The sequence below is a fragment of the Streptomyces sp. CNT360 genome, assembly GCF_000424785.1.
Window position 1 is genome coordinate 252,943 of the sequence record NZ_AUKO01000003.1, and the last position, 26,506, is coordinate 279,448.

A 26,506-nucleotide genomic window follows, 5' to 3' on the forward strand; every position below is an offset into this window, starting at 1 on the left:
CGCGGGGACGTGAAGACAGGCGCGGGGGCGGAAGGGGCCGCGCGGGGGCGTCGTGCCGGTGCGGGCGCACGTGCGGCGCCTGCCGTAAACCCGGTCGGGGACTCGGCAGGCGCCGCGGCGCCCGTACGTCCTTGTACGGAGGTTCTTCGGGAGGGCGGCTCAGACGGTGAGCGGCCGGTCGGTGGGGCGGATCGGGGCGTGCAGGGTGCTGCGGGCACCGGTCAGCCGGCGGTCGACGGCCTTCGCGGCGGAGCGGCCCTCGGCGATGGCCCACACGATGAGGGACTGGCCGCGCCCGGCGTCCCCGGCGACGTACACGCCGGGCACGTTGGTCTCGTAGGAGTCGTCCCGGGCGATGTTGCCGCGGGCGTCGAGGTCCACCCCGAACTGCTCGACGAGGCCGTTCTCCCGGTCGACGCCGGTGAAGCCCATGGCGAGGGTGACCAGTTGGGCGGGGATCCGGCGCTCGGTGCCGGGCTTGGGCTCCAGCTTGCCGTCCACCATCTCGATCTCCACCAGGTGGAGCCACTGGACGTTCCCGGCTTCCTGTCCCTCTTCGGGGGCGGAGCCCTCGAAGTGGGTGGTGTTGACGGAGTAGACCCGCTCGCCGCCCTCCTCGTGGGCGGAGGTCACCTTGTAGAGCATGGGGAAGGTCGGCCAGGGCTGGCGGGCGGTGTCCCGTTCCTCGCCCGGCCTGGGCATGATCTCCAGTTGGGTGACGGAGGCGGCGCCCTGCCGGTGCGCGGTGCCGACGCAGTCGGCGCCGGTGTCGCCGCCGCCGATGACGACGACGTGCTTGCCCTCGGCGGAGATCGGCGAGGTGCCGTAGTCGCCCTCCTGCACCTTGTTGGACAGCGGCAGGTACTCCATCGCCTGGTGGATGCCGTTCAGTTCGCGTCCCGGCACCGGCAGGTCGCGGGCCGTGGTGGCGCCGGCGGCCACCACCACGGCGTCGTACCGCTTGCGCAGCTTCTTCGCGTCGAGGTCGCGGCCGATCTCGATGCCGGTGCGGAACTTGGTGCCCTCCGCGCGCATCTGCTCGATGCGGCGGTTGATGTGCCGCTTCTCCATCTTGAACTCGGGGATGCCGTACCGCAGCAGCCCGCCGAGGCGGTCGGCCCGCTCGTAGACCACGACGGTGTGGCCCGCGCGGGTGAGCTGCTGGGCTGCGGCCAGGCCGGAGGGGCCCGAGCCGATGACGGCGACGGTCTTGCCGCTGAGCCGCTCGGGCGGCTGCGGGGTGATGTCACCGTTGTCCCACGCCTTGTCGACGATGGAGACCTCGACGTTCTTGATGGTGACCGGCGGCTGGTTGATGCCCAGCACGCACGCCGACTCGCACGGGGCGGGGCACAGCCGCCCGGTGAACTCGGGGAAGTTGTTGGTGGCGTGCAGCCGTTCGGAGGCGGCCGCCCAGTCACCGCGGTAGGCGTAGTCGTTCCACTCGGGGATGAGGTTGCCCAGCGGACAGCCGTTGTGGCAGAAGGGGATGCCGCAGTCCATGCAGCGTCCGGCCTGCTTGCCGACGATGGGCAGCAGGGAGCCGGGGACGTAGACCTCGTTCCAGTCCTTGACCCGCTCCTCGACGGGGCGGGACCTGGCGACCTCGCGGTCGGTGGTCAGAAAGCCCTTGGGGTCAGCCATTGGTCGCCGCCTCCATCATCTTCTCGTGGGTCTCCGTCTCGGAGAGTCCCGCTCGCTCGGCGGCGTCCTTGGCGGCGAGCACGGCCTTGTACGTGGCGGGGAGGACCTTGCGGAAGCGCCCGGCCGCGCCCTGCGGCCCGTCCCAGTCGGCGAGGAGCCGGGCGGCCACGGTGGAGCCGGTCTCCTCCTGGTGGCGGCGCACGACGTCGTGCAGCCACGCGGTGTCCTCGTCGGTCAGGTCCTCGACGGCTCCGCGCAGTCCGGCGTTGACGTTGGCCAGGTCGAGGTCGACGACGTAGGCGGCGCCGCCGGACATGCCGGCGCCGAAGTTGCGTCCGGTGGAGCCCAGGACGACGGCCGAGCCCCCGGTCATGTACTCGCAGCCGTGGTCGCCGACGCCTTCGGAGACGACCAGGGCGCCGGAGTTGCGGACGCAGAAGCGCTCGCCGACCCGGCCGCGGAGGAAGATCTCCCCTCCGGTGGCGCCGTAGGCGAGGGTGTTGCCCGCGATGGTGGAGTACTCGGCCAGGTGGTCGGCGCCCCTCTCCGGGCGGACGACGACCCGGCCGCCGGAGAGGCCCTTGCCGACGTAGTCGTTGGCGTCGCCCTCCAGTCGGAGGGTGATGCCACGGGGTACGAAGGCGCCGAAGGACTGCCCGGCCGAGCCGGTGAAGGTGATGTCGACGGTGTCGTCGGGCAGGCCGGCGCCGCCGAACTTCTTGGTGACCTCGTGCCCGAGCATGGTGCCGACGGTCCGGTTGGTGTTGCGGATCGCGACCTGGGCGCGGACCGGCTGCGCGTGCTCGGCGGTGTCGGCCTCCAGCGCGTCGGCGGCCAGCTTGATCAGTTGGTTGTCCAACGCCTTCTCCAGGCCGTGGTCCTGCTCGACGGCCTGGTGGCGGACGGCTCCTGCGGGCAGTTCGGGGAGGTGCAGCAGCGGCGCCAGGTCCATGCCCTGGGCCTTCCAGTGGTTCACGGCGCGGGAGGTGTCGAGCAGTTCGGTGTGCCCGATGGCCTCGTCCAGCGACCGGAAGCCCAGTTCGGCCAGGAGTTCGCGGACCTCCTCGGCGATGAACTCGAAGAAGTTGACGACGTGCTCGGCCTTGCCGCTGTAGCGCTCGCGCAGCGTCGGATTCTGGGTGGCGATGCCGACGGGACAGGTGTCCAGGTGGCAGACGCGCATCATGACGCAGCCGGAGACGACCAGCGGAGCGGTGGCGAAGCCGAACTCCTCGGCGCCCAGCAGGGCGGCGATCACCACGTCGCGCCCCGTCTTGAGCTGGCCGTCGGTCTGCACGACGATCCGGTCACGCAAGCCGTTAAGCAGCAGCGTCTGCTGCGTCTCGGCCAGCCCGAGCTCCCAGGGGCCGCCCGCGTGCTTGAGGGACGTCAGCGGGGAGGCGCCGGTGCCGCCGTCGTGCCCGGAGACCAGGACGACGTCCGCGTGGGCCTTGGAGACGCCCGCCGCGACCGTGCCGACGCCGACCTCGGAGACCAGCTTCACGTGGATGCGGGCTGCCGGGTTGGCGTTCTTCAGGTCGTGGATGAGCTGGGCGAGGTCCTCGATGGAGTAGATGTCGTGGTGCGGGGGCGGCGAGATGAGGCCGACGCCGGGCGTGGAGTGCCGGGTCCTGGCCACCCACGGGTAGACCTTGTGGCCGGGCAGCTGGCCGCCCTCGCCGGGCTTGGCGCCCTGGGCCATCTTGATCTGGATGTCGTCGGCGTTGACGAGGTACTCGCTGGTGACGCCGAACCGGCCGGAGGCCACCTGCTTGATGGCGGAGCGCCGCGCCGGGTCGTAGAGCCGCTCGGGGTCCTCGCCGCCCTCGCCGGTGTTGGACTTGCCGCCGAGCTGGTTCATGGCGATGGCCAGCGTCTCGTGCGCCTCGCGGGAGATGGAGCCGTAGGACATGGCGCCGGTGGAGAACCGCTTGACGATCTCGCTCGCCGGCTCGACCTCCTCGATCGGGACGGGGGAGCGCTCGCCCTGGAAGGCGAAGAGGCCGCGCAGTGTCATCAGCCGCTCGGACTGCTCGTCCACGCGCTGGGTGTACTGCTTGAAGATGTCGTAGCGGCGCTGCCGGGTGGAGTGCTGGAGGCGGAAGACCGTGTCCGGGTCGAACAGATGCGGTTCGCCCTCGCGGCGCCACTGGTACTCGCCGCCGATGTCGAGGGCGCGGTGCGCGGGGGCGATGCCGGAGGCGGGGTAGGCCTTGGCGTGCCTGGCCGCGACCTCCTGGGCGACGACGTCGAGGCCGGCGCCGCCGATCTTGGTGGTGGTGCCGTGGAAGTAGCGGTCGACGAACGCCTCGTCGAGGCCGACGGCCTCGAAGACCTGGGCGCCGCGGTAGGAGGCGACGGTGGAGATGCCCATCTTGGACATCACCTTCAGCACGCCCTTGCCCAGCGCGTAGATCAGGTTGCGGATGGCCTGCTCGGGCGCGAGCTCCTCCGCGCCGGGCAGGAAGGTGCCGGCCCGCACCAGGTCCTCGACCGACTCCATGGCCAGGTAGGGGTTGACGGCGGCGGCGCCGTAGCCGATCAGCAGCGCCACGTGGTGGACCTCGCGGACGTCACCGGCCTCGACCAGCAGCCCCACCTGGGTGCGCTGCTTGGTGCGGATGAGGTGGTGGTGCACCGCGGAGGTGAGCAGCAGCGACGGGATCGGCGCCTGCTCCGCGTCGGAGTGCCGGTCGGACAGGACGATGAGCCGGGCCCCCGACTCGATCGCCGCGTCGGCCTCCACACAGATCTGCTCGATCCGGGCCGCGAGGCCGTCCCCTCCTTCGGCGACTTTGTAGAGCCCGGAGAGCGTGGCGGACTTGAAGCCCGGCATGTCGCCGTCGGCGTTGATGTGGATGAGCTTGGCCAGCTCGTCGTTGTCGATCACGGGGAACGGCAGGGTGACGCTGCGGCAGGAGGCCGCGGTCGGCTCCAGCAGGTTGCCCTGCGCGCCCAGCGGCGAGTGCAGCGAGGTGACCAGTTCCTCGCGGATGGCGTCCAGCGGTGGGTTGGTGACCTGCGCGAACAGTTGGGTGAAGTAGTCGAAGATCAGCCGCGGCCGCTTGGAGAGCGCGGCGATGGGCGAGTCGGTGCCCATGGAGCCGATCGGTTCGGCGCCGGCGCGGGCCATCGGGGCGAGCAGGACCCGCAGCTCCTCCTCGGTGTAGCCGAAGGTCTGCTGGCGGCGGGTGACCGAGGCGTGGGTGTGCACCACGTGCTCGCGCTCGGGCAGCTCCGCGAGGTCGATGAGGCCCGCGTCCAGCCACTCCTGGTAGGGGTGCTCGGCGGCGAGCCGGGCCTTGATCTCGTCGTCCTCGACGATGCGGTGCTCGGCGGTGTCCACCAGGAACATCCGGCCGGGCTGGAGGCGGCCCTTGCGCACGATGCGGTCGGGGGCGATGTCCAGGACGCCGACCTCGGAGGCGAGGACGACGAGCCCTTCGTCGGTGACCCAGTAGCGGCCGGGGCGCAGCCCGTTGCGGTCGAGAACGGCACCGACCTGGGTGCCGTCGGTGAAGGTGACGCAGGCGGGACCGTCCCAGGGCTCCATCATCGTGGAGTGGTACTGGTAGAACGCCCTGCGGGCGGGGTCCATGGAGTCCTGCGACTCGGCCGACTCCCAGGCCTCGGGCACCATCATCAGCACCGAGTGCGGCAGCGAACGGCCGCCCAGGTGCAGCAGCTCCAGCACCTCGTCGAAGGTGGCCGAGTCGGAGGCGCCGGGGGTGTTGATCGGGAAGATCCGCTCCAGCGTCTCGTGGTCCGGGCCGCTGTGCCGGCCGGAGCCGAACAGCTCCGAGGCGAGCTGGGACTCGCGGGCCCGCATCCAGTTGCGGTTGCCCTGCACGGTGTTGATCTCGCCGTTGTGGGCGACGAACCGGTAGGGGTGGGCCAGCGGCCAGCTCGGGAAGGTGTTGGTGGAGAACCGGGAGTGCACCAGCGCGATGGCGGTGGCGAAGCGGCGGTCCGACAGGTCGGGGAAGAACGGTTCGAGCTGCCCGGTCGTCAGCATGCCCTTGTAGACCAGGGTGCGGGCGGACAGGGAGGGGAAGTACACCCCGGCCTCGCGCTCGGCGCGCTTGCGCAGCACGAATGCGAGCCGGTCCAGCGCGATGCCCTCGCGCGGCTCCCCGGGCCCCCCGGCGACGAACAGCTGGCGGAAGGTCGGCATGGTGGCGCGGGCGCCGGGGCCCAGCAGCTCGGGTGCGACGGGCACGTCGCGCCAGCCGAGCACGGTGAGCCCTTCCTCGGACGCCAGCGTCTCGATGTGCGAGACGGCTGCCGAGGTGGCCTCGGGGTCCGCCTCCTCGTGCGGGAGGAAGGCGATGCCCACGGCGTAGCAGCCCTGCTCGGGCAGGGTGAAGGGCACGCTCTCGCGGAGGAAGACGTCGGGGATCTGGAGGAGGATGCCGGCGCCGTCGCCGGTGTCCGGGTCCGAGCCCGTGGCTCCCCGGTGCTCCAGGTTGCGCAGTACGGTCAGCGCCTGGTCGACCAGGGTGTGGTCGGCCTCGCCCGACAGGGTCGCCACGAAGCCGACACCGCAGGCGTCGTGCTCGTATCGGGGGTCGTACATGCCCTGCTTGGCAGGGCGGTGGGCGGCCCAATCCGCTGTCGGCGCAGCACGCATCGGCAGCTCCCGTCGTCTCGTGGCAGTGGTACGTACCGAGGGACGACGTTGGCCCTCATGTGGCAGAAAATTTTCGTGCAGGTTACAGGGTCGCCGACTTCCCGAAAAGTGGAAAGCACGTCTCGCAATGCGGACATGGGCGCCTCGCTCACCCACGCGGGGCGGCGCACCTCGGCCCTGTGGGGCCTGCACGGGGGTCGGGGCGGGTGGCCCCGGAAGAAGGAGGTTCCCCCTCGGCACACCGGCCGCGGGAGACACCGACGCACGCGGCTCTGCGTGACATCGGGTGGACGCCGGCCTCGTTGCCGGCGGCGTTACTGACTACTGCCCGGCGCACCGGAAGACGAAACCGCCGGGTAACACGCGGATCATGCCCCGAGCGCCCCCTCGAACGCTGTGACGTGCACCACTTCCCCGCTCACGCATCCGGCACCCTCTCGGCGTCACGCCATCGGCACACTCCCCTTGCGCCCGCTCCCCGGATCCCCCCGTTCCCCCTCGCATCCCCGCACTTCCCTGCGCCGGTCCCCATGACCGAACCCTTGACAGGCACCGGAGGCGGGCCCACCATCTGTAAACGTTTTCACCCGCTGTAAAGGTTTACAGCCACATCCGTGGCCGCACCCCGGCCGCGTCGGCGAAGGGGCGAGAGTGATGTCAGACGGCGGACCACCGACCGTCGTGTCGATCGCGGAGCGCGCGGGCGTCTCGATCGCCTCGGTCTCCCGGGTCCTCAACGGTGTAGGAGCACGCCCCGAGACCGTACGGCGGGTCGAGCGGGCCGCGGCCGAACTCGGCTACGTGCCCAACGCGGTGGCGCAGTCCCTCAAGGGCGGGCGCACCAAGCAGCTCACCTTCGCGATGCAGGACATCGGCAACCCCGTGTACGTGGCGATGGTCCGCCAGATCCAGGCGGTGACCAGGGCGGCGGGGTACCGGCTGCTGCTGCACTCGACCGACGCGGTGATCGAGGAGGAACTCGCCGTCGTCCGCAGCCTCGGGGACCGCACCAGCGACGGGCTGATCCTCTGCCCCATCCGCATCACGCCCGAACACGTCGAGGTCCTGACGGCAGCGGCGGGCCCGGTCGTGGTCATCGGGTCGCTGCCGGGGCGGGTGCCGGTGGACGCCGTCCAGGCCGACTCCGTACGGGGCGCCCGGCTCGCCGTCACCCACCTCGCAGAGAGCGGCAGGCGGCGCATCGCCTTCGTCAACGGGCCCGTCGACACGGTGCCGGGCCACAACCGGCGCCAGGGCTACCTCAAGGCGCTCGCCGAGAGCGGCGTCGTGCCCGACCCGGCGCTGGAGCGCGCCACCTCCTTCGGGCTCGCCGCCGGGCGGGAGGCGCTGCACGACCTGCTGGAGGCGGGTGCGGCCCCCGATGCCGTGTTCTGCGCCAACGACCAGCTGGCCCTCGGCGCGGCGCAGGCCGCGCACGAACGCGGCCTGCGCATCCCCGAGGACCTGGCCGTCGCAGGCATGGACGACAGCGAGCTCGCGCGCGCCTGCTGGCCGCCCCTGACCAGCGTGGACCTCGGTTCCGAGGAGCGCGGCAGAACGGCGGCGCGCATGCTGCTGGAACGGCTGACGGACACGGACCGGGCCGACGACGGCGCCGAAGCGGACGGCCCCGGGGCGGCGCGCCGGGTCACGACCTCGCCCCGGCTGGTCGTCCGCGCCTCCTCCGACCCGTCGGTCCCCGCGGTCGCGCCGGGGCCCCCGGCACCCGCCGATGTCTCGAATCCCCCGGCCTCCTCGACGCCGCCGGGTCCGCCGGCCGCGCCGGTGGTCCCGGAAGCCGGGACCACCGGCGCGAGAGGCGGACGGCCATGAGTACCGCCTCCCTGGGCAACGAGACGGCGCCCACGGCCCCCGCACCCCGCGGGAGCCGGAGCGGCGACCGTGACGGGCGGGGCACCCCGCCCCCGCGTACGCCCGCCGCCCGCAAGCGGATGCTGGGCCTGGACCGCGGCACCTGGTTCCTGCTGCTGCCCGCGCTGCTGCCGATCCTGGTGCTGAGCGCGGGGCCGCTGCTGTACGCCGTCTCGCTCGCGTTCACCGACGCCCAGTTCGGGCGGACGGTGCACACCGACTTCATCGGCGTCACCAACTTCGCCGACCTGCGGCTGGATGCACTGTTCTGGGAGTCGTTCCGCATCGGCCTGGTGTGGGCGGTGGCCGTCACCGCACTGCAACTGCTGCTGGCGCTGGGGCTGGCACTGCTGCTCGACCAGAACCTGCGGTTCCGCTGGCTGGCCCGCACGCTGGCGCTGGTGCCCTGGGCGATGCCGGAGGTCGTCGTCGGCATCATGTGGCGGCTCGTCTACCACCAGGACGCGGGCGTCCTCAACAAGACACTGCGGCAGCTCGGGCTGCTCGGTGCGCACGCCGAGAACATCGACTGGCTGACGAACCTCTCCCTCGCGCTGCCCGCGGTCATTCTCGTCGGCGTGTGGGCGGGCATGCCGCAGACCACGGTGGTGCTGCTGGCCGGGCTGCAGAACGTGGCCCCGGAGCTGCGGGAGGCCTCGCTGCTGGACGGCGCCGGGGTCTGGCGCCGGTTCGCCTCGGTGACCTGGCCCGCGCTCAAGCCGGTGGCCGTCGCCATCACCGCGCTCAACTTCATCTGGAACTTCAACTCCTTCGGCCTGGTCTACGTGCTCACCCAGGGCGGGCCCGGCGGGCAGACGCGGCTCCCGATGCTCTTCGCGTACGAGGAGGCCTTCCAGTACGGCCAGTTCGGCTACGCCGCCGCGATGGGGGTCGTGATGGTCGCCGTCGTCGCCGTGTTCCTCACGGTGTTCCTGCGCAAGCGCCTGAAGGAGGAAGCCGCATGAGCGCCCCGACCGTGTCCCCGGCCCGTGACCGGCTCGCGCGGGTGCGGCAGGCCCGCGGCCTGGCCGGCCGCACCGGGCAGTACGCCGCGCTGCTGTGCTACCTGGTCTTCCTCGCCTTCCCGCTGGTGTGGCTGGTCTCCACCTCCTTCAAGTCCCCGCAGGAGCTGGGCAGCATCGACCCGACGTGGCTGCCCCGGCATCCCACCCTGGACAACTTCCGCACCGCGTTCGAGGCGCAGCCGCTGGCCCGCTCGGCGCTCAACAGCCTGATCGTGGCGGGCGGCGCCACCCTCGTCTCCGTGACGCTGGCCGTCCCCGCCGCCTACGCACTGGCGCGGTACCGCTCCCGGGTGAGCACGGCCGCCAACGGCTGGGTGCTGGTCAGCCAGATGTTCCCGTTCGTGCTGGTGATCATCCCGCTGTTCCTCGTGCTGAAGAACCTGCACCTGGTCGACTCCCTCGGCGGGCTGATCATCGTCTACGTCGTGTGGAACCTGCCGTTCTCCCTGTGGATGCTCCAGGGATACGTCCGGGCGGTGCCCGTCACGCTGGAGGAGGCCGCGGCGGTGGACGGGGCGAGCCGCGCCCGCACCCTGCGCAGCGTCGTACTGCCGCTGCTGGCGCCCGGCCTGGTGGCGACGCTGATGTTCTCCTTCGTCACCGCCTGGAACGAGTTCTTCTTCGCCCTCGTGCTGCTCAAGTCCCCGGAGAACCAGACGATGTCCGTGATCCTCACCCGCTTCCTCGGCGCCGAGGGCGTCGCCGACCTGGGCCCGCTGGCGGCCGCCTCGGTGCTGGCCACCATCCCGAGCCTGCTGTTCTTCGCCCTCCTGCAGCGGAAGCTGACCGCCGGCATGCTGACCGGGGCGGTGAAGGGCTGATGCGGCGCGCCATGTCCACCCGGGGCCTGACCGGGCTGACCGCCGGGCTGCTGGCCTGCACCCTGCTGGCCTCCTGCGCGGGCGGCGGGGGCGAGAAGGGCACGGTCACGCTCGACTACTACAGCCTGGCCTGGCAGAAGGAGTCCGTCGCCGCCAACAAGAAGCTGGTCGCCCGCTGGAACCGCACCCACCAGAAGGTCAAGGTCCGCTACGTGCAAGGCTCCTGGGACAGCGTGCACGACCAGTTGCTGACCTCCTTCGAGGGCGGCGAGGCGCCCGACATCATCCACGACGACGCCAGCGACCTGACCGACTTCGCCTACGGCGGCTACCTCGCCGACCTGCGCCCTTACCTGCCCGAGACAACACGCAAGGCCATCCCGCAGCAGGCCTGGGACTCGGTGACGATGAACGGCGGCCGCGTCTACGGCGTGCCGTTCTCCCAGGAGCCCAAGGTGATCGTCGCGAACCGGAAGCTCCTGGAGCACTCCGGGGTCCGCATACCGACGGCCCGGCACCCCTGGACCTGGGACGAGTTCGACAGGGCGGCCCGCAAGCTGACCCGCGACAAGGACGGCAACGGCAGGCCCGAGCGGTACGGCACCGTCTGGCCGATGAAGGAGCCGGTCAAGCAGTCGGTGAACCTGGCGCTGTCCACCGGCGGCCGGGTCTTCACCCACGAGGGGACCGGTGACGGGGTCAGGAACAGCGTCCGGTTCGACAAGCGCGACGCGGCGGTCAGCGAACTCGTCCGCCGCCAGGTCACCGAGGACCGCACGGCACCGCGCAGCGGGCTGGGCATGGCGGGCTCCGACACGCTTCCCGGCCTGTTCGCCGGGCGCTACGCGATGGTGCCGCTCAACTTCTCCTTCCGCCAGCAGGTCCAGCAGCAGGCGCCGAAGGGGTTCGAGTGGAGCGTGCTGCCGCTGCCGCGCGGGAAGGGCCCCGGCGGCGAGACCCAGGGCGTCGTCCCGCAGACCTTCTCGGTGGCGCAGGAGAGCCCGCACAAGAAGGCCGCCGCCGCGTTCGTCGCCTACCTGACCAGCCCCGCGCACCAGGCCGTTCTCGCCGAGGGCGACTGGCTGCTGCCGACCTCGAAGAAGGCGCTGGAGGACCCCCTGATCAACCGGCGGGAGGACGGCTGGCGCGCCGGCGCGCAGATCGCCCGCACGCTGCGGCCGTCACCGACGCTGGGCGTGAGGGGCTACGCGGAGTGGTCCGACAAGATCGCCACGCCCGCCTTCCAGCGCTACTACCGAGCCGACACCGACCTGGGCGCGCTGCGCGACGCCCTGGTCGACGACGGAAATCTGATCCTCGACCGCTACCAGCGCTAAGGAACGCACAGCAACACCAGGGCACGCACAGAAAGAGCACCACATGAGCGCCGAGGTCTCGGCCGCAGCACCGTCCGTACGATCCCTGCCCGCCCCTTCCTCCTCCTCGCCCCTCGCCTCCCCCTCCTCCCCCGCACCCGCCGCTCTCTCCCCCTCCCCCGCCGACCGTGCCCGGGGCGCCATGGTCGGGCTCGCCGTGGGCGACGCGCTGGGAGCGCCCGCCGAGAACATGAAGCCCTCGCAGATCCGCGAACGCTGGGGCCGTATCGAGGGCTTCGTCAGCGACGAGGTGGCCGGCACGGACGACACCGAGTACGCCCTCTTCTCCGGGTTGCTGCTGGCCGAGCACGGCAGCGCACTGACCGTCGAACACGTGGAGGCCGCCTGGCACCGGTGGATCGCCGACCTCGACGGGGGCGAGGCGGGCTCCTTCCGGGGCGCGGGCTTCAGCGAGCGCGGCACGCTGGAGAACCTGCGCCGGGGGCTGGCGGCCCCCATCTCCGCGCAGCACCGGCACGCCTGGAGCGACGGGCTGGCGATGCGGGCCGCGCCGTTCGGGGTGTTCGCCGCGGGGCGGCCGGCCGAGGCGGCACGGCTGGTGGCCATCGACGGCACCGTCAGCCACGAGGGCGAGGGCATCTACGGCGGGCGCGCGGTCGCCGCCGGGGTCGCCGCCGCCATGGTGGGCGACAGCCCGGGCGTCGTCGTACAGGCCGCGCTGTCGGTGATCCCGGAGAACTCCTGGACCTCGCGCTCGCTGCAACGCGCCGTCTCCGCGGCGCGCCGCGCCCCGCTGCGGCCCGACGCCACCCGGCTGAGCGTCGAGCGGGCGGTGCGCTCGTCGGTGGTCATCGGCGGCTACCCGTGGACGGACCTGGCGCCGGAGGCGATCGGGCTGGCGTTCGGCGCGTTCACGGCCGCGCGCGGGGACTTCGCCCACGCGGTGCTCACCGCCGTCAACATGGGCCGCGACGCCGACACCACGGCGGCCGTCGCCGGCGCCCTGGCCGGGGCGCTCCGCGGCGAGCAGGCGATCCCCGACCGGTGGTCCACCGCGATCCGCCCGGTGCGCGGCAGTTGCCTGCCCGCCATGGCAGGGCGGCACGTCCGCGAGGTCGCCGACCTGCTCGCCCCCGCCGGCACGGCACGGGATGCCTCATGAGCTGCACCGTCACCACTCCCCGTGCCGCCGGAAGGCCGGCGGAGGACCCGGCCCGGATCGAGGGCCTGCTGCTGGGGCTGGCCGCGGGCGACGCCGCCGGCTGGCCGTCGGGGCGGCACCGCGCCGCCCGGATGCCGGACTGGACCCGGCGGCTCACCCGGGAACTCGACACGTTCGCCGAACAGAACGCCACCACGACCCTGCCGGTGCCCATCGCCTTGAACCAGCCGCCCGAACCGCTGCGGCTGGGCCCGTCCGACGACGCCGAGTGGGCCGCCTTCACCGCGTACGCCGTGCTGTCCGCCGACGCCGGGAGCGCGGCTGTGCACAGCGACCTGACGGCCGATCAGCGGGTGCGTGCCGCACTGACGCTCTCGTGGAACGCGCTGGCCGACGAGGTGGCGGCGGCGGCCGAGCGCGCCGAGGAGATCGAGTCGGCGCAGATCCCGCTGCGCGCCCGGATCTCGGTACGGGCCGGGCTGGGCAATCTCGCTGCCGGGCTGCGGCCGCCGGCCACCGGCCACGACAACCCGCACTACTTCGACGACGCCGCCTGCGGCCGCGCCGCCGTGCTGGCCGTCGTCCACCCGGGGGACCCGGCAGCCGCCGCACGCCTGGCCGAGTTCGACGCCCGCTACACCCAGGACGACGACGGCGTGCACGGGGCACGCGCGATGGCCGCCGCCGTGGCGGTCGCCCTGGCCGGCGGCGGCACCGGCGCCAGCGTCGAGGCAGCCCTCGACCAGCTCCCGGAGGGCACCGAGATCCGCCGCAACACGCTGGCCGCCGTCCGCCTGGCGCAGGCCGCCCTCGCGCAGAGCGCCGGCGGACCGGGCAGCGCCTTCGCCCTGGTGCCGGTGCTGGAGCACGAGATCGTCGACCACGTCTACAGCTACGGCATCGCCGCCGCGGAGACCGTGCCGGTCGCGCTGGCCGTGGCGACCGCCGCGCGCGGCGTGCTGAGCGAGGCGGTACCGGCCGCGGCCTGCCTCTCCCGGGTCGCCGACTCGGCGCCCGCGCTGACCGGGGCGCTCGCGGGCGCGCTCGGCGGTGCCCGCGCGCTGCCCGACTCCTGGCGGCGGAGCTGCCGCACGCTGTCCGGCTGCGCGCTTCCCCAGTTCGCCGGAGCCGACCTGGTGGAGACGGCGCGCCGCCTGGCCGCGCACCATCCGGCGGCGTACCCGGCCTCGCCCCTGCCCCTCACCGACCGTCCGGCCCACGCCTCGGAAGGACCCCACCCGTCATGAGCACCCCCTCCCCGCGCACCGACGCCCCCACACTGAATGCGCTGAATGCGCCGAATGCGCCCTCGCTGAACGACCGGACCGTGGGCTGCCTCGTCGGTGCGGCCGTCGGTGACGCGCTGGGCGGCCCCGTCGAGGGCTGGTCCCCCGCGGCCATCGCCGAGCGGCACGGCGGGCGCGTGAGCGGCATCGTCGAACCGTTCCACAAGGACGCGTGGCGCACCGCCCGGCCCATCGCGCCGTACCACAAGGGCGACGGGCACGTCACCGACGACACGTTGATGACCCACGCCCTGGTCCGCGTCTACGAGAAGGTCCGCGACCACCTCGACGCGTACGCCGTGGCCGACCACCTGGTGCCCGACCTGATCGGTGAGCCCCGCTGGATACCCGAACTGGAGGCGGAGGCCCTCCTGTTGCAGCGGATCTTCCTGGCCGAGAAGTGGCTGGTCGCCCGCCTGCACTACGGGCACGTGGACCCGCGCGAGGCAGGCAGCGGCAACATCGTCAACTGCGGTGCCGCGATGTACATGGCGCCGGTCGGCGCAGTCAACGCGGGCAACCCGGACGCCGCCTACGCGGAGGCCCTCGATGTGGCCGCCCCCCACCAGTCCTCCTACGGTCGGGAGGCCGCCGGGGTGTTCGCCGCCGCCGTCGCGGCGGCGTTCCGCCCGGGGGCCACACCCCGGACGGTCGTCACCGAGGCGCTGCGGCTCGCCAAGGACGGCACCCGCGCGGCGATCGAGGCGGTGTGCGAGACAGCCGCCCGCTGCACCGGCTGGGAGGCCGCGCTGACCCCGCTGCGGGAGGCCGTCGCCCCGTTCGACACCGTAGGACCCGACTACCGCAGCCCCTCGCTGGGCGCCCGCCGCCCGTCCCGGCTGCACGCCATCGAGGAACTGCCCGTCGCGCTGGGCATGCTGCTGGTCGGCGGTGGCGACTACCGCGCGACCGTCCTGGGCTCGGTCAACTACGGGCGGGACTGCGACTCCATCGCCTCCATGAGCGGCGCCCTGGCCGGCGCCCTGCACGGCGAGGCGGCGGTCCCGGCCGAGTGGAGCGAACAGGTCGCGGCCGCCAGCAAGCTGGACCTGCGGGGGCCCGCGCTGTCGCTGGCGGCGGTCGCGCGGGACGTCTTCGCCCGGGACGTGGAGCGGCGGCGCGCCCACGAGGCGGCGTTCGCGGCCCTGGCGGGCGACCGGTGACGCCCGCGGACGCCGCCGCGCTGCGGCTCACCTGGGTGCAGCCCGAGGATCTGGTCGGGCACGAACTGCGGCAGGCCGCCGAGGACGGACGGGACGCCTCGGCGGTGGCGCGGCGCTGGCGCGAGGCCGGCGGGCACCCGGCACCCGACCGGGCCGGGGCGTCTGCCCGGCCCGCATCCGGCGGACTGCGGGCGTCGGCAGTGGAGTTGCTCGACGAACTGGCGGCGCTGCCGTGCCCCTCCGCCGCGTACGAGCCGACCGACCTGCCCGGGATCCGGGCCGCCTGCCCCGACTGGCCGGCCGGACCGCAGGAGAAGCGGACAGACCTGACGGGCCTGCCGCGGCTTCAGGAGCGGCTGCACGCCGCGTGGTCGGGCCGGGCCGCCGGCTGCGTGCTGGGCAAGCCGGTGGAGAAGGTGACGCTGGAGGGCATCAGGGCGCTCGCCCGTGCCACCGGCAACTGGCCGCTGACCACCTGGTTCACCGCACAGGGCGTGGACCCGCAGCTCGCGGCGGCCCACCCGTGGAACCGCCGCTCGGCGGCGACCTCGCTCGCCGAGAACATCGACGGGGCACCCGAGGACGACGACCTCAACTATCCGCTGCTCGGACTGCTGGTGCTGGAGCGGTACGGACACGGCTTCACCACCGCCGACGTCGCCCGGGTGTGGCTGGACGAGCTGCCCGCGGGCCGCACCTTCACGGCCGAACGGGTCGCCTACCGCAACCTGCTGGCCGGCATCGAGCCGCCGCGGACCGGGTCGTACCGCAACCCGTTCCGGGAGTGGATCGGCGCCCAGATCCGCGCCGACGTACACGGCTGGACGCACCCGGCCGATCCGGCGGCCGCCGCCGAGGCCGCATGGCGCGACGCCGCGCTGACCCACACCGCCAACGGCGTGTACGGCGCGATGTTCGTCGCCGCCGCGCTCGCCCACGCGGCGGGCGGCCCGGAGGGAACGACGGTCGAGGAGTGCCTGGAGACGGGGCTGTCCGTCGTCCCGCCCGCCTCGCGGTACGCGACAGCCGTCCGGACCGGCATCGCCGCGGCCCGCGAGGCGCCGGACACCTCCCTGGCCGGCTTCGAGGCGGTGGTGGACGGGCTGCACGCCGCCTACGGAGAGCACCACTGGGTCCACGTGCTGCCCAACGCGGCGCTGCTCGCCGCCGCACTGACCCACGCTGCGGGCGACTTCACCGGTGCCGTGTGCCGGGTGGTCTCCGGCGGCTGGGACACCGACTCCAACGGTGCCACCGCCGGGTCGCTGACAGGTCTGCTCGCCGGATCGCCACAGGCGCTGCCCGCCCGCTGGACGGCCCCGCTGAAGAACCGCCTGGCCACGAGCGTGGCGGGCCTGGACGGTGTCGGCTTCGACGAACTGGCCGCCCGCACCCACGCGCTCGCCCGCCCCGGGGCTCCCTCACCTTCCCCACGTCCCGCCCCGTCCGCGCGCTCGACGTCCCAGGAGGAACCGCGCCATGCATGAGCCGTCCGCGACGACCCAACCCCCGCTGCGCGGCCTGCGCGTGCTCGACCTGGCCACGCTCTTCGCCGGTCCGCTCGCCGCCACGATGCTCGGCGACTTCGGTGCCGAGGTCGTCAAGGTGGAACATCCGCGCAAGCCCGACCCGTCGCGGGGGCACGGCCCCAGCAAGGACGGGGTCGGCCTGTGGTGGAAACTGCTGGGCCGCAACAAGAAGACCGTCGCGATCGACCTGTCCACCCCCGGGGGCCAGGGCGTGCTGCTGCGGCTCGCGGCCGAAGCGGACGTCGTCGTGGAGAACTTCCGCCCCGGCACGCTGGAGCGGTGGGGGCTGGGCTGGGAGGAGCTGTCGGCGGTCAACCCGCGGCTCGTGCTGGCGCGGGTGACGGGCTTCGGGCAGAGCGGCCCGTACGCGCACCGGCCCGGTTTCGGCACCCTGGCCGAGGCGATGAGCGGTTTCGCCGCCGTCACAGGGGAGCCCGACGGGCCGCCGACGCTGCCGCCGTTCGGGCTGGCCGACTCGATCGCCGCGCTGTCCACCGCCTTCGCGGTGATGACGGCGCTGGCCGGGCGGGACCGTACCGGCCGGGGGCAGGTGGTGGACATGGCCATCATCGAGCCGATGCTCACCGTGCTGGGCCCGCAGCCGCTCTGGTACGACCAGCTCGGCTACGTCCAGCCCCGGACCGGCAACCGGTCGGCCAACAACGCGCCGCGCAACACCTACCGCACGGCGGACGGCCGTTGGGTGGCCGTCTCGACCTCCGCACAGTCCGTCGCCGAGCGGGTGCTGCGGCTGGTGGGCCGTCCCGAGTTCCTCGACGAGCCGTGGTTCGCGACGGGCGCGGGGCGGGCCGAGCACGCCGCCGAACTCGACGAGGCGGTCGGCGGCTGGATAGCCCGGCACGACCGCGACGAGGTCGTGCGCGCCTTCGAGGAGGCCCAGGCCGCGGTCGCCCCGATCTACGACGTGCGGGACGTGATGACCGATCCGCAGTACCGGGCCCTCGACTCGATCACCGAGGTCGCCGACGAGGAGCTGGGGACGGTGAAGATGCAGAACGTGCTCTTCCGGCTCTCCGGCACCCCGGGCGCCATCCGGTGGGCCGGGCGGCCGCACGCCGCCGACACCGACGCGGTGCTCGGCGCCGGCGGTCTCGGGCTGAGCGACGCGGAGCTCGCCGAGCTGCGGGAGGGAGGTGTGGTGCGGTGAACGCCGTCGCCCCGACCGCGGTCGGCCCCGCCCCCTCGGCCGTCTCCCCGCCGTTCCTGACCTGGTTGTACGTGCCCGGCGACCGGCCCGAGGTGGTCGGCAAGGCGCTGCGCTCGGGGGCCGATGTGGTGCTGGTGGACCTGGAGGACGCGGTCGCGCCGGAGCGGAAGGCCTACGCGCGGGCGGCGACCGCGGAGCTGCTGGCGCCGGGTCCGCCGGGGCCGGTGCCCGTCCATGTGCGGGTCAACGCGCTGGACGGGCCGTGGGCCGAGGGCGACGTGCGCGCCCTGGCCCCGCTGCCGGGTCTGGGCGGGCTGCGGCTGCCCAAGGTGACCGGCGCCGAGGAGCTGGGGCGGGTGGCCGGCTGGGCGGGCGGCGACGCGGGCACCCCGCCGCTGTACGCCCTGTTGGAGTCCGCGCTGGGGATCGAGCGCGCGTACGAGATCGCCGCGGGGCACGGCGCGGTGCGGGGCATCGCCCTGGGCGAGGCCGACCTGCGGGCCGACCTCGGTGTCACCGCCGCCGGGCTCGACTACGCGCGAGGGCGGACCGTCGTCGCGGCACGGGCGGCGGGGCTGCTGCCGCCGCCCCAGTCCGTCTACCCGGACATCCGCGACGTCGAGGGCCTCGCCGACGACTGCGCACAGGGGCGGGCACTGGGCTTCCTGGGCCGCACCGCGATCCACCCGCGGCAGCTCCCCGTGATCGAGGCCGCCTACCGGCCGTCCGCGGCGGAGATCGCCGCCGCGGAGGAGGTGGTGGCGGCCGCACGGGACGAGGCGGGCGCCCTCGCCCTGGCGGACGGGCGGTTCGTGGACGCGGCGGTCGTCGCCGGAGCACACCGCACTCTGGCACTGGCCCGGCGTTCCGGCCACCACTGACAGGGGGCGCGCGCGACAAAACGGTGGCCCCGGCGACGGGTGCCGGACACGACAGGAAACGGCACACGACGCGGTCGCGGGCGGAACCCCGTCTCCGCGCACGCTGCCGGCGTCATCCCACCGCGACGCCGAACAGCTTGCCCAGCCCGTAGGTGACCCCCGCGGCGGCGGCGCCGAGGGCGAGCTGGCGCAGTCCGCTGAACCACCAGGGGCGGGCGGTGACGCGGGCGACGACGGCACCGCAGACGAACAGGCCGACGAGGGCGAGCACGACGGCGGGCCACAGCGCGGTGGCGCCGACGAGGTAGGGCAGTACCGGGACGACGGCACCGAGGGAGAAGGCCAGGAACGAGGAGACGGCGGCGACGGTCGGCGAGGGCAGGTCGGCGGGGTCGACGCCGAGCTCCTCCCTGGCGTGTATCTCCAGCGCCTGCTCGGGGTCCCGGTGGAGCTGCTCGGCGACCTGGAGGGCGAGGCCGTGGTCGACGCCGCGGGCCTCGTAGAGGGCGGCGAGTTCCTTGACCTCCTCGCGGGGGCTGCGTCGCAGCTCCCGCCGCTCGACCTCCAGTTCGGCCTGGACGAGTTCGCGCTGGGAGGCGACGGAGGTGTACTCGCCCGCCGCCATCGAGAAGGCACCGGCGGCCAGCCCGGCGAGACCGGAGATGACGATGGTCTGGGCCGCCGCGGAGCTGCCCGCCACACCGGTCATCAGACCGAGGTTGGAGACCAGCCCGTCCATCGCCCCGAAGACGGCGGGCCGCAGCCAGCCCCCGTTGACGTCGCGGTGGGTGTGGTTGTCGCGGTGCGCGACGTGCGTCGGGTCCGGGACTCCGGCTTCGGACATGGCCGGTACGGCTCCTTCGGTGCGTGGTGACGCCGCGGCGGCGGAGCGCCGTAGCGAGGGGTGCCTACGACGGGAAGCGTAGGCGGGCCCACCCCCTGTCTGCCAGCAAGGAAGGCCGAACTTACCCCGCTGACCTGGGGTTTTCCCGGTCTGCCTCGGCGGCGGCAGCCTGCAGCGCCTCCGCCAGCTCGTCCCGGACGATGTCCGCCCGGTCCAGGCGGCCCGTCCGGTAGGCGGCGCGGCCGACCATGTGCGCGGCCACCGGTGAGGTCGCCAGCTGGAAGAGGCCGACGAGCAGCAGGATGCCCAGGTCGACGAGGCTGCGCAGCCACAGGCCCGAGCCCAGCAGGACGAGCAGCAGGCCGAACGACTGCGGTTTGGTGGCCGCGTGCATCCGGGTGAGGACGTCGGGCAGGCGCAGCAGCCCGATGCCGGCCAGCAGGCACAGCACGCCGCCCGCCAGCATGCAGACGGCGCCGGCCACGTCGGCCACCGCGGACCAGGTCATCGCGTCTCCCCTCCGCCGTCCCCCGCTCCGCCCGCCTCGCCGCCCCCTCCGTCGGAGGCGTCGGCGGCGGACGGGGCGCCGCCGGGCCCCTCGGGCAGGCCGCCGTCGGCTCCTGCGGCCTCCTCGCCGCCGCCTTCCTCGCCGGTGTCCTGGCTCTCGTCCACGTCACCGGTGCCGGCCTCGTCGCGCAGCGCCATGAAGCGGGCGACGCCGACCGAGCCGGTGAAGCCGAGGAAGGAGAGGACCAGCAGCACCGGCAGGTAGAAGGCGTTGCCGCGGACGGCCGTCTGCAGCCCGATACCGGCCATGACGACGGCGACCAGCGCATCGAGGGCGACGGCGCGGTCGAGGGTGGAGGGCCCCAGGACCAGCCGCAGCGTGACCATCACCCCGGCGGCCAGCAGCAGCGCCGCGATCGTCGTCGCCGTCGCCTCCTGGGCGGCCGCGCTCACGGCTGCCGCCCGAACAGCTCCTGGGTGTCCTCCCAGGCGCGGATCGCGTCGATGTCGGCGCGGGTACCGAAGGCGCGCACGACGCGGGTCTCCAGGCGCAGCGCGTCCCGCCGGGCGCGGTCCTGCGCCTCCTCCTGTTCGGCCCCCAGGACGTGCAGGTAGAGGACGCCGGAGCGGCGGTCGACCTCCAGCACGGTGCTGCCGGGCACGGCGGTGACGGCCACGGCGGTGGCCGTCATCATCAGGTCCCCGGGGCAGCGCATGTGCACCCCCAGCACCGCGCAGCGCGGCCGGCCGGGGGCGAGCAGATAGCGGTTGATCCGCCAGCTGGAGACCACCATGTCCAGGGCGAAGCGGACGGTGAACCGTGCGATGCCGAGCGGGTGGAGACGGGCCTGCTTCTCGACGGGCGGCAGCGGGAAGACCAGCACCACCAGAAGGGCGACGAGCACGCCCGTGACGGCGTTGGCCACCGTCAACGTCCCCCACAGCAGCATCCACAGCAGGGTGAGGCCGAGCAGCATCGGCCACTGGGTGGCGCGCAGCCTGCTGGCCTCGGGCAGCCGGTGCGGGGACGTCATCGCCGGGTCACCGCCTCCACGTAAGGGGTCCGCGCGAGGAGTTCGTCGGCCGCGCGGTCGGTCAGGGAGAACAGCGGCCCCGCCAGGACGGTGAAGGCTGCTCCGACGAGCACCAGGGCCACGGTGGCGGCGGTCATGCTGGCGGGGAGGGTGGCGCTGGTGGTGATCTGCTGGCCGCCGAACGTGGCCGTGCCCCGCCGCCGCCCCGGTGTGAGGTCCCAGCGGAACAGCCCACCGGCGTGGGGATACGTGCGGGACGTGTGGTGCCTCATGGCGGCCTCCTCCTCGTCCGCCTCGTCCTCCTCGTCCGCCCCGTCCATCTCGTCCGCCCCGCCCGCCTGGTCGTCGCTGTCGGACTCGGTGTGCTCCAGCACCGTCCCGGCGGCGCACATCTGCGGGGTGGCCGCGCGCCAGAAGGCGAGGTTCCAGGCCTTGGTGAGCGCGTAGAGGGTGAGCAGGCTGGTGGCCGTGCCGCCGGCGACCAGCAGGTAGGCGAGGGCCGAGCCGTCGTGCACCCCGGCACGCAGCAGCCCGACCTTGCCGAGGAAGCCGGAGAGCGGCGGGATGCCGGCCAGGTTCACGGCAGGGACGAAGAACATGACGGCCAGCAGCGGGGACAGCTTCGCCAGCCCGCCGAGGCTCTGCAGGTCGGTGGTGCCGCTGCGGCGTTCGATGAGCCCGGCGACGAGGAAGAGCGTGGTCTGCACGGTGATGTGGTGGGCGACGTAGAAGACGGCGCCGGAGATGCCGCCGTGGGTGGCCAGACCGATCCCGAAGACCATGTATCCCATGTGGCTGACGAGGGTGAAGGACAGCAGCCGCTTGAGGTCCGTCTGGGCGACGGCGCCGAGGATGCCGACGAGCAGCGAGAGCAGCGCCAGCACCATCAGCACGTCCCCGATGCGGTGGCCGGGGAAGAGCAGGGTCTGGGTGCGGAGCATGGCGTAGATGCCGACCTTGGTCAGCAGCCCGGCGAAGACGGCCGTCACCGGGGCGGGCGCCGTGGGATAGGAGTCGGGCAGCCAGGCGGCCATCGGGAAGACGGCGGCCTTGATGGCGAACACCCCCAGCAGCGCGATCTGCAGCAGCAGGCCCACGCGGTCGTCCAAGGCGTCCAGCCGTGCGGGGAGTTGCGCCATGGTGACCGTACCGGTGGCGGCGTAGACCATGGCGACCGCCGCCAGGAAGAGCATCGACGACAGCAGGGAGACGATCGCGTACGTGGCGCCCGCGCGGATCCGCGGCAGGGTCCCTCCGATGGTCATCAGCACGTAGCTGGCGGTCAGCATCAGTTCAAAGCCGACGTACAGGTTGAACAGGTCGCCCGCCAGGAACGTGTCCGATACCCCGGCGACCATCACCAGGTAGGACGGGTGGAAGACCGACAGCGGGGTGACCTCGTCGTTGTCGGCCATGCCCTGCCCGACGGAGTAGACGAGCACGCACAGCGTCACCGAGGAGGAGATCACCAGCATCAGCGCGGAGAGCCGGTCGGCGACCAGCACGATCCCCACCGGAGGCGTCCACCCGCCGGCGAACATCACCTGCGGCCCGTGCCGGTCGGCGGCCACCAGCAGCACCAGCGAGACGACCAGCACCGCGGCCAGCACACCGGCGCTGATGAACCGCTGCACCCGCTCCAGCCGCGCCCCGATCGCCAGCTTCAGCCCCGCCGCGGCCAGCGGCAGGATCACCGGCAGCGGCACCAGCGCCGACATCACCGCCGCCGCACCGCTCGGCCCTCCGCCGCCGCTCACCGCACGCTCCCCACGCCGGTCCCGCCGGGCGCGGCGCGCCGTCCGGCGCTCACCGGTCGGCGCCCAAAATGGTCTGCCACGGGTCGTCCTCCCCTCCGATCTCCTCCGGCGTCTGTTCGGCGCGCGCCTGACGGGCGCGGAAGACGCGGGCGTCGGCGCGGGCGCGCCGACGCAACGCCCGGTAGCGGTCACGGGCGGTGCCCAGTTGCTGGTAGGCGCTGTGTTCGCGGGCCTGGCGCTCCTCCTCGTCGTGGGCGAGCGCGCGGTACTCGTGACGGCGCTTGCGGTAGGCGGCGCGCAGCCGCTCGCGCTCCTCCGCGTAGGTGGCGCGGCGTACGACGCGGATGTCCTCGATGTCGTCGGGCACGTCGTCGTTGCCGGAGTGCTGCCAGGAGCGGTAGGCCATCGTCACCAGGAACGCGGTGAGAGCCAGGGTGATGACGATGGCGGTGAGGATGAACGCCTGCGGCAGCGGGTCGGCCATCAGGTCCGGGTCGGAGCCGGGGTAGAGCAGCGCCGCCCTCCCCGCGGGCCCCGACGTCGCCAGGATGAGGATGTTGACGCCGTTGCCGATCAGTACGGTGCCCAGCAGGATGCGGGTCAGCGGGCGGGCCAGCAGCAGCGCCGTACCGGAGGCGAACAGCACGCCGCCGCAGCACACCAGGGCGAGCGTGCCCGTCATGACCGGCCCTCCTGTCCGGCCGCGCGGGACGCGTCGCGCCCCCCGTTGCGCCGTCGGCGGCGGGCGCGCTCGCGCTCCATCCGGCGGTCGATCTCCGAACCGAGGCTGCGCAGCACGTCCAGGACGACGCCGAGGACGAGCAGGTAGACCCCGGTGTCGAACAGCACGGGGCTGGCCGCGTGGAAGTGCCCCGTCAGCCACAGGGCGCCCGTGACCTTGCCCGCCGCCAGCACGCTGCCGCTCAGCCACAGCCCCGCGAGTCCGGTGCCGGTGAGGATGAGCAGTCCCAGTCCCAGCAGGAAGCCCGGGTCCACGGGCGCCCCGGCCGCCAGCTCCAGGCGCCCGCCCGCCAGGTACCGCACGGCCAGCGCCAGCCCGGCGACGAGACCCGCGGTGAAGCCGCCACCGGGCAGGTTCTCGGCGGAGAAGAGCAGGTAGAGGGAGAGCACCAGGATGGGGTGGAAGACCAGCCGGGCCACCACCTCGAACATCACCGAGCGCCCCTCGGGGGCGAGGGTGGAGCTGGCCGCCAGCCAGGTGCGGCGGGGCGCGACGGGCGAGCCGCGCGAGGGGCGGGTACCGATCCTGACCGGCTGCTTCCAGGCGTCCCAGCGGCCGGCCGGGGGTCGTTCCGCGCCGGAGGCGGCTGCGGCCCCGCTCGCCTGGTCCAGGGAGACGCTCGCCGAGCCGGGAGTGCGCAGCGGGGCACCGGCGGGCGCACCCGGTCCGGCCACCGGCGCGGTGCGGGCGGTCAGGGACCCGGGTTCCTCGGAACCGGGCACCGGCTGGGCGACGGGCACCCGTGCGCGGCGGCGCAGGTAGACGAGGCTGGTGACGCCGACCGCGGCGACGGCGAGCACCGCGGACTCGCCCATGGTGTCCCAGGCGCGCAGGTCGACCAGGGTGGTGGCGACGACGTTCTTGACGTCCTCCTGCGCGGTGGCGGTGAGCAGGGAGGGCCCGGCGGGCTGCTCCTTGCGGGCGGCCAGCGAGAGGTCGACGAGCCCGGCGACCAGCGCACCGGCGGCGAGCGAGACGACGAGCTGGACGCCGCGCCGCACCCGCCAGGTGCGGCTGCCGTCGGGGAAACGGGCCGGCAGCCGGCGCAGCACGAGCACGAAGACGGTCAGCGAGACGGTCTCGACGGCGAACTGGGTCAGCGCCAGATCGGGCGCACCGTGCAGCACGTACAGCAGTCCCGCGCCGTACCCGGTGACGCCGGCGAGGACCGCCGCCTTCAGACGCTGCCGCGCCAGCACGCACAGCACGGCCACGCAGGAGACGCCGACCGCGACGACGAGCTGCGGGAACGAGTCGAACCAGCGCACCTCACCGGACGGGATCCACGGCCCGCCGGCCACCAGCCCGGCACTCTCGAAGCCGAGCAGGACGACGAGGACGGTACCCAGGTAGACGGGGAGCGAGCCGCGCTGCACAGCGCCGGTGACCTGGAGGGAGAGCCGCTCCAGCCCCCACAGGGAGCGGGCGAAGACCTGGTCGCCGTCGACCTGGGAGAGCCGGTCGCCCAGGGTGGCCAGGGGGCGCCGGGCCAGGAAGAGCCCCACCCCCAGCACCCAGGAGAGGGCGGAGAGTCCCAGCGCCGGGCCCAGCCCGTGCCACAGCGCCAGGTGGTAGGGGGCGCCCTCGTCCGGGAGGGCGTCGGCGTACCGGCCCAGCAGCGGATCGATCCAGGCCGCCGCGGGCCCCAGCACCAGCCCGGCGACGGCGCACACCAGGGGCGGGCCCAGCAGCGGCACCGACGTCCTGGTGCCCTTGGGAACGGTGACCGGCTGCAACGGCGGGGAGCCGCCCTTGACGGCGAAGGCGCCCCACAGGAAGCGGAGGGTGTACGCGGTGGTCAGTGCCGACCCGGCGACGACGGCGGCCAGCGTCCAGGCCCGGACGGCGCCGCCGCCCAGCAGCGCGGAGACCGCCGCCTCCTTCGCGGCGAACCCGAGCAGCGGCGGCAGCGCGGCCATCGACAGCCCGGCCAGCACGGCGACGGCGCACAGCCCCGGCAAAGCCCGGCCCAGCCCGGAGAGGCGGTCGAGGTCGCGGGACCCGGTGTGGTGGTCGATGGCCCCGACGACGAGGAAGAGCGGCGCCTTGAACAGCGCGTGCGCCAGGATCATCGAGACACCGGCCAGCTCCACGTTCCGGCTGCCCTCGCCGACGAGCAGGGTGAGGAAGCCGAGCTGGCTGACGGTGCCGAAGGCCAGCAGCCGCTTCAGGTCGGTCTCGCGCAGGGCCCGCCACCCGCCGATCAGCATGGTGACGCCGCCGAGGGCGAGGACCAGCACCCGCCAGGGCGCCACGTCGGCGAAGCCGGGCGAGAGCCGGGCGATCAGGTAGACCCCGGCCTTGACCATGGCGGCCGCGTGCAGGTACGCGGACACGGGGGTGGGGGCGGCCATCGCACCGGGCAGCCAGAAGCTGAACGGCCACACAGCGGACTTCGACAGCGCCCCCACCAGCACCAGCACCAGCGCGCCGGAGACCAGGGCGCCGCCGTCCGGAGGGCGGGCGAGCAACTGGGAGATCCGGTAGGTTCCCGCCGCCTGGCCGAGCATCAGGAACCCGACCAGCATCACCAACCCGCCCAGCGTGGTGACCAGCAGAGCCTGGAGGGCGGCGCGCCGGTCGGTGCGGCGTTCGGAGTCGTGGCCGATGAGCAGGAAGGAGAAGACCGTGGTGAGTTCCCACAGCACGTACAGGACGATCAGGTCGTCGGCCAGGACCAGTCCGAGCATGGCGCCGGCGAACGCGGTGAGGGAGGCCGCGAAGGTGCCGAGCCGGGGTTCGCGGGGCGCGAAGTAGCCGGCGCAGTACACCATCACCAAAGCGCCGATGCCCCCGGCGACCAGCACCATCTCCAGGGCGAGCGCGTCGCAGCGCAGGGCGATGCCGATGCCCAGGGAGGGGATCCAGTCGGTGTGCTCTTCCAGCGTTCCGCCGTCGGCGACGTCGCCGTAGTGCACCGCGGCCCACACCGCGCCGCTCGCGGGTGCCGCCGCGAGCGCCCAGAACGCGCGCGGCCCGAGCCGCCGCACCAGGGGCCCGGCGCCGCACGCGAGGACGAAGTGGACGACGATCAACCACAGCACGCACAGAGAATTACATACATAACCATGCAATTCGGACAGGCAGCCTGCTTGCCGCCTGCC

Annotated in this window: 19 protein-coding genes; 10 read left to right on the forward strand and 9 right to left on the reverse strand. The window is 73.6% G+C overall.

The window, feature by feature from the left end; translation table 11 throughout:
- Positions 1-159 precede the first annotated feature (159 nt).
- Positions 160-1,644 carry a glutamate synthase subunit beta gene (locus H297_RS0108500; RefSeq protein WP_027736685.1) on the reverse strand — a complete coding sequence of 495 codons (1,485 nt, stop codon included), beginning with the start codon at positions 1,642-1,644 and terminating at the stop codon, positions 160-162.
- On the reverse strand, positions 1,637-6,220 hold the full coding sequence (gene gltB, locus H297_RS0108505; protein WP_027736686.1) for a glutamate synthase large subunit: 4,584 nt from the start codon (positions 6,218-6,220) through the stop codon (positions 1,637-1,639). The genes H297_RS0108500 and gltB overlap by 8 nt, the downstream gene beginning before the upstream one ends.
- A gap of 708 nt (positions 6,221-6,928) precedes the next feature.
- On the opposite strand from gltB, the gene H297_RS35320 reads away from it, so the two are divergent.
- The 10 genes from H297_RS35320 (at position 6,929) to H297_RS0108555 (ending at position 18,518) form a co-directional block, all read left to right on the forward strand.
- Positions 6,929-8,107 carry a LacI family DNA-binding transcriptional regulator gene (locus H297_RS35320; RefSeq protein ID WP_078513853.1) on the forward strand — a complete coding sequence of 393 codons (1,179 nt, stop codon included), beginning with the start codon at positions 6,929-6,931 and terminating at the stop codon, positions 8,105-8,107.
- A gap of 119 nt (positions 8,108-8,226) precedes the next feature.
- Positions 8,227-9,111: a carbohydrate ABC transporter permease gene (locus H297_RS0108515; RefSeq protein WP_051351712.1), complete on the forward strand. Its 885-nt coding sequence runs from the start codon at positions 8,227-8,229 to the stop codon at positions 9,109-9,111.
- Positions 9,108-9,992 (forward strand): carbohydrate ABC transporter permease, encoded by an 885-nt coding sequence (locus tag H297_RS0108520; RefSeq protein WP_064744797.1) that lies wholly within the window; start codon positions 9,108-9,110, stop codon positions 9,990-9,992. The genes H297_RS0108515 and H297_RS0108520 overlap by 4 nt, the downstream gene beginning before the upstream one ends.
- Before the next feature lie 11 nt (positions 9,993-10,003).
- Positions 10,004-11,329 carry an extracellular solute-binding protein gene (locus H297_RS0108525; protein ID WP_027736689.1) on the forward strand — a complete coding sequence of 442 codons (1,326 nt, stop codon included), beginning with the start codon at positions 10,004-10,006 and terminating at the stop codon, positions 11,327-11,329.
- 181 nt (positions 11,330-11,510) lie between these two features.
- Positions 11,511-12,491, forward strand: coding sequence for an ADP-ribosylglycohydrolase family protein (locus H297_RS0108530; RefSeq protein ID WP_486589472.1), 981 nt, complete (start codon positions 11,511-11,513; stop codon positions 12,489-12,491).
- A complete protein-coding gene (locus tag H297_RS35325) occupies positions 12,488-13,738 on the forward strand; it encodes an ADP-ribosylglycohydrolase family protein (RefSeq protein ID WP_051351670.1) in 1,251 nt (416 codons plus the stop codon). The genes H297_RS0108530 and H297_RS35325 overlap by 4 nt, the downstream gene beginning before the upstream one ends.
- A complete protein-coding gene (locus H297_RS0108540; RefSeq protein ID WP_037793366.1) occupies positions 13,735-14,940 on the forward strand; it encodes an ADP-ribosylglycohydrolase family protein in 1,206 nt (401 codons plus the stop codon). The genes H297_RS35325 and H297_RS0108540 overlap by 4 nt, the downstream gene beginning before the upstream one ends.
- Complete coding sequence (locus H297_RS35330) at positions 14,937-16,427, forward strand: ADP-ribosylglycohydrolase family protein (RefSeq protein ID WP_078513854.1); 1,491 nt, start codon at positions 14,937-14,939, stop codon at positions 16,425-16,427. The genes H297_RS0108540 and H297_RS35330 overlap by 4 nt, the downstream gene beginning before the upstream one ends.
- A complete protein-coding gene (locus H297_RS0108550) occupies positions 16,420-17,637 on the forward strand; it encodes a CoA transferase (protein WP_027736692.1) in 1,218 nt (405 codons plus the stop codon). The genes H297_RS35330 and H297_RS0108550 overlap by 8 nt, the downstream gene beginning before the upstream one ends.
- On the forward strand, positions 17,634-18,518 hold the full coding sequence (locus tag H297_RS0108555; RefSeq protein WP_051351671.1) for an HpcH/HpaI aldolase/citrate lyase family protein: 885 nt from the start codon (positions 17,634-17,636) through the stop codon (positions 18,516-18,518). Before H297_RS0108550 ends, H297_RS0108555 begins: the two co-directional genes overlap by 4 nt.
- Before the next feature lie 112 nt (positions 18,519-18,630).
- Here H297_RS0108555 and H297_RS0108560 read toward each other — a convergent pair whose 3' ends face one another.
- The 7 genes from H297_RS0108560 to H297_RS35340 form a co-directional block, all read right to left on the reverse strand.
- Positions 18,631-19,362, reverse strand: a complete 732-nt coding sequence (locus H297_RS0108560; protein ID WP_027736694.1) for a VIT1/CCC1 transporter family protein — start codon at positions 19,360-19,362, stop codon at positions 18,631-18,633.
- 121 nt (positions 19,363-19,483) lie between these two features.
- Positions 19,484-19,870: a monovalent cation/H(+) antiporter subunit G gene (gene mnhG / locus H297_RS0108565; protein ID WP_027736695.1), complete on the reverse strand. Its 387-nt coding sequence runs from the start codon at positions 19,868-19,870 to the stop codon at positions 19,484-19,486.
- On the reverse strand, positions 19,867-20,322 hold the full coding sequence (locus tag H297_RS44095; protein ID WP_486589452.1) for an MrpF/PhaF family protein: 456 nt from the start codon (positions 20,320-20,322) through the stop codon (positions 19,867-19,869). Before H297_RS44095 ends, mnhG begins: the two co-directional genes overlap by 4 nt.
- Positions 20,319-20,903: a Na+/H+ antiporter subunit E gene (locus H297_RS0108575; RefSeq protein ID WP_027736696.1), complete on the reverse strand. Its 585-nt coding sequence runs from the start codon at positions 20,901-20,903 to the stop codon at positions 20,319-20,321. The genes H297_RS44095 and H297_RS0108575 overlap by 4 nt, the downstream gene beginning before the upstream one ends.
- Positions 20,900-22,621 (reverse strand): Na+/H+ antiporter subunit D, encoded by a 1,722-nt coding sequence (locus tag H297_RS0108580; RefSeq protein ID WP_027736697.1) that lies wholly within the window; start codon positions 22,619-22,621, stop codon positions 20,900-20,902. The genes H297_RS0108575 and H297_RS0108580 overlap by 4 nt, the downstream gene beginning before the upstream one ends.
- Before the next feature lie 88 nt (positions 22,622-22,709).
- Complete coding sequence (locus H297_RS0108585; RefSeq protein WP_027736698.1) at positions 22,710-23,342, reverse strand: Na(+)/H(+) antiporter subunit C; 633 nt, start codon at positions 23,340-23,342, stop codon at positions 22,710-22,712.
- Positions 23,339-26,446 (reverse strand): Na+/H+ antiporter subunit A, encoded by a 3,108-nt coding sequence (locus H297_RS35340; RefSeq protein ID WP_078513855.1) that lies wholly within the window; start codon positions 26,444-26,446, stop codon positions 23,339-23,341. Before H297_RS35340 ends, H297_RS0108585 begins: the two co-directional genes overlap by 4 nt.
- Between the last annotated feature and the right edge of the window lie 60 nt (positions 26,447-26,506).

What these genes read in the sequence shown, in the direction of transcription:
- H297_RS0108500 (WP_027736685.1), bottom strand. Translation starts at nt 1,644, where the DNA reads ATGGCTGACCCCAAGGGCTTTCTGACCACCGACCGCGAGGTCGCCAGG.
- H297_RS0108515 (WP_051351712.1), top strand. Translation starts at nt 8,227, where the DNA reads ATGCTGGGCCTGGACCGCGGCACCTGGTTCCTGCTGCTGCCCGCGCTG.
- H297_RS0108560 (WP_027736694.1), bottom strand. Translation starts at nt 19,362, where the DNA reads ATGTCCGAAGCCGGAGTCCCGGACCCGACGCACGTCGCGCACCGCGAC.
- H297_RS0108530 (WP_486589472.1), top strand. Translation starts at nt 11,511, where the DNA reads ATGGTCGGGCTCGCCGTGGGCGACGCGCTGGGAGCGCCCGCCGAGAAC.
- H297_RS0108525 (WP_027736689.1), top strand. Translation starts at nt 10,004, where the DNA reads ATGTCCACCCGGGGCCTGACCGGGCTGACCGCCGGGCTGCTGGCCTGC.
- H297_RS0108550 (WP_027736692.1), top strand. Translation starts at nt 16,420, where the DNA reads ATGCATGAGCCGTCCGCGACGACCCAACCCCCGCTGCGCGGCCTGCGC.
- gltB (WP_027736686.1), bottom strand. Translation starts at nt 6,220, where the DNA reads ATGTACGACCCCCGATACGAGCACGACGCCTGCGGTGTCGGCTTCGTG.
- H297_RS35320 (WP_078513853.1), top strand. Translation starts at nt 6,929, where the DNA reads ATGTCAGACGGCGGACCACCGACCGTCGTGTCGATCGCGGAGCGCGCG.
- H297_RS0108580 (WP_027736697.1), bottom strand. Translation starts at nt 22,621, where the DNA reads ATGTCGGCGCTGGTGCCGCTGCCGGTGATCCTGCCGCTGGCCGCGGCG.
- H297_RS35325 (WP_051351670.1), top strand. Translation starts at nt 12,488, where the DNA reads ATGAGCTGCACCGTCACCACTCCCCGTGCCGCCGGAAGGCCGGCGGAG.
- H297_RS0108585 (WP_027736698.1), bottom strand. Translation starts at nt 23,342, where the DNA reads ATGACGGGCACGCTCGCCCTGGTGTGCTGCGGCGGCGTGCTGTTCGCC.
- H297_RS0108520 (WP_064744797.1), top strand. Translation starts at nt 9,108, where the DNA reads ATGAGCGCCCCGACCGTGTCCCCGGCCCGTGACCGGCTCGCGCGGGTG.
- H297_RS0108575 (WP_027736696.1), bottom strand. Translation starts at nt 20,903, where the DNA reads ATGACGTCCCCGCACCGGCTGCCCGAGGCCAGCAGGCTGCGCGCCACC.
- mnhG (WP_027736695.1), bottom strand. Translation starts at nt 19,870, where the DNA reads ATGACCTGGTCCGCGGTGGCCGACGTGGCCGGCGCCGTCTGCATGCTG.
- H297_RS0108540 (WP_037793366.1), top strand. Translation starts at nt 13,735, where the DNA reads ATGAGCACCCCCTCCCCGCGCACCGACGCCCCCACACTGAATGCGCTG.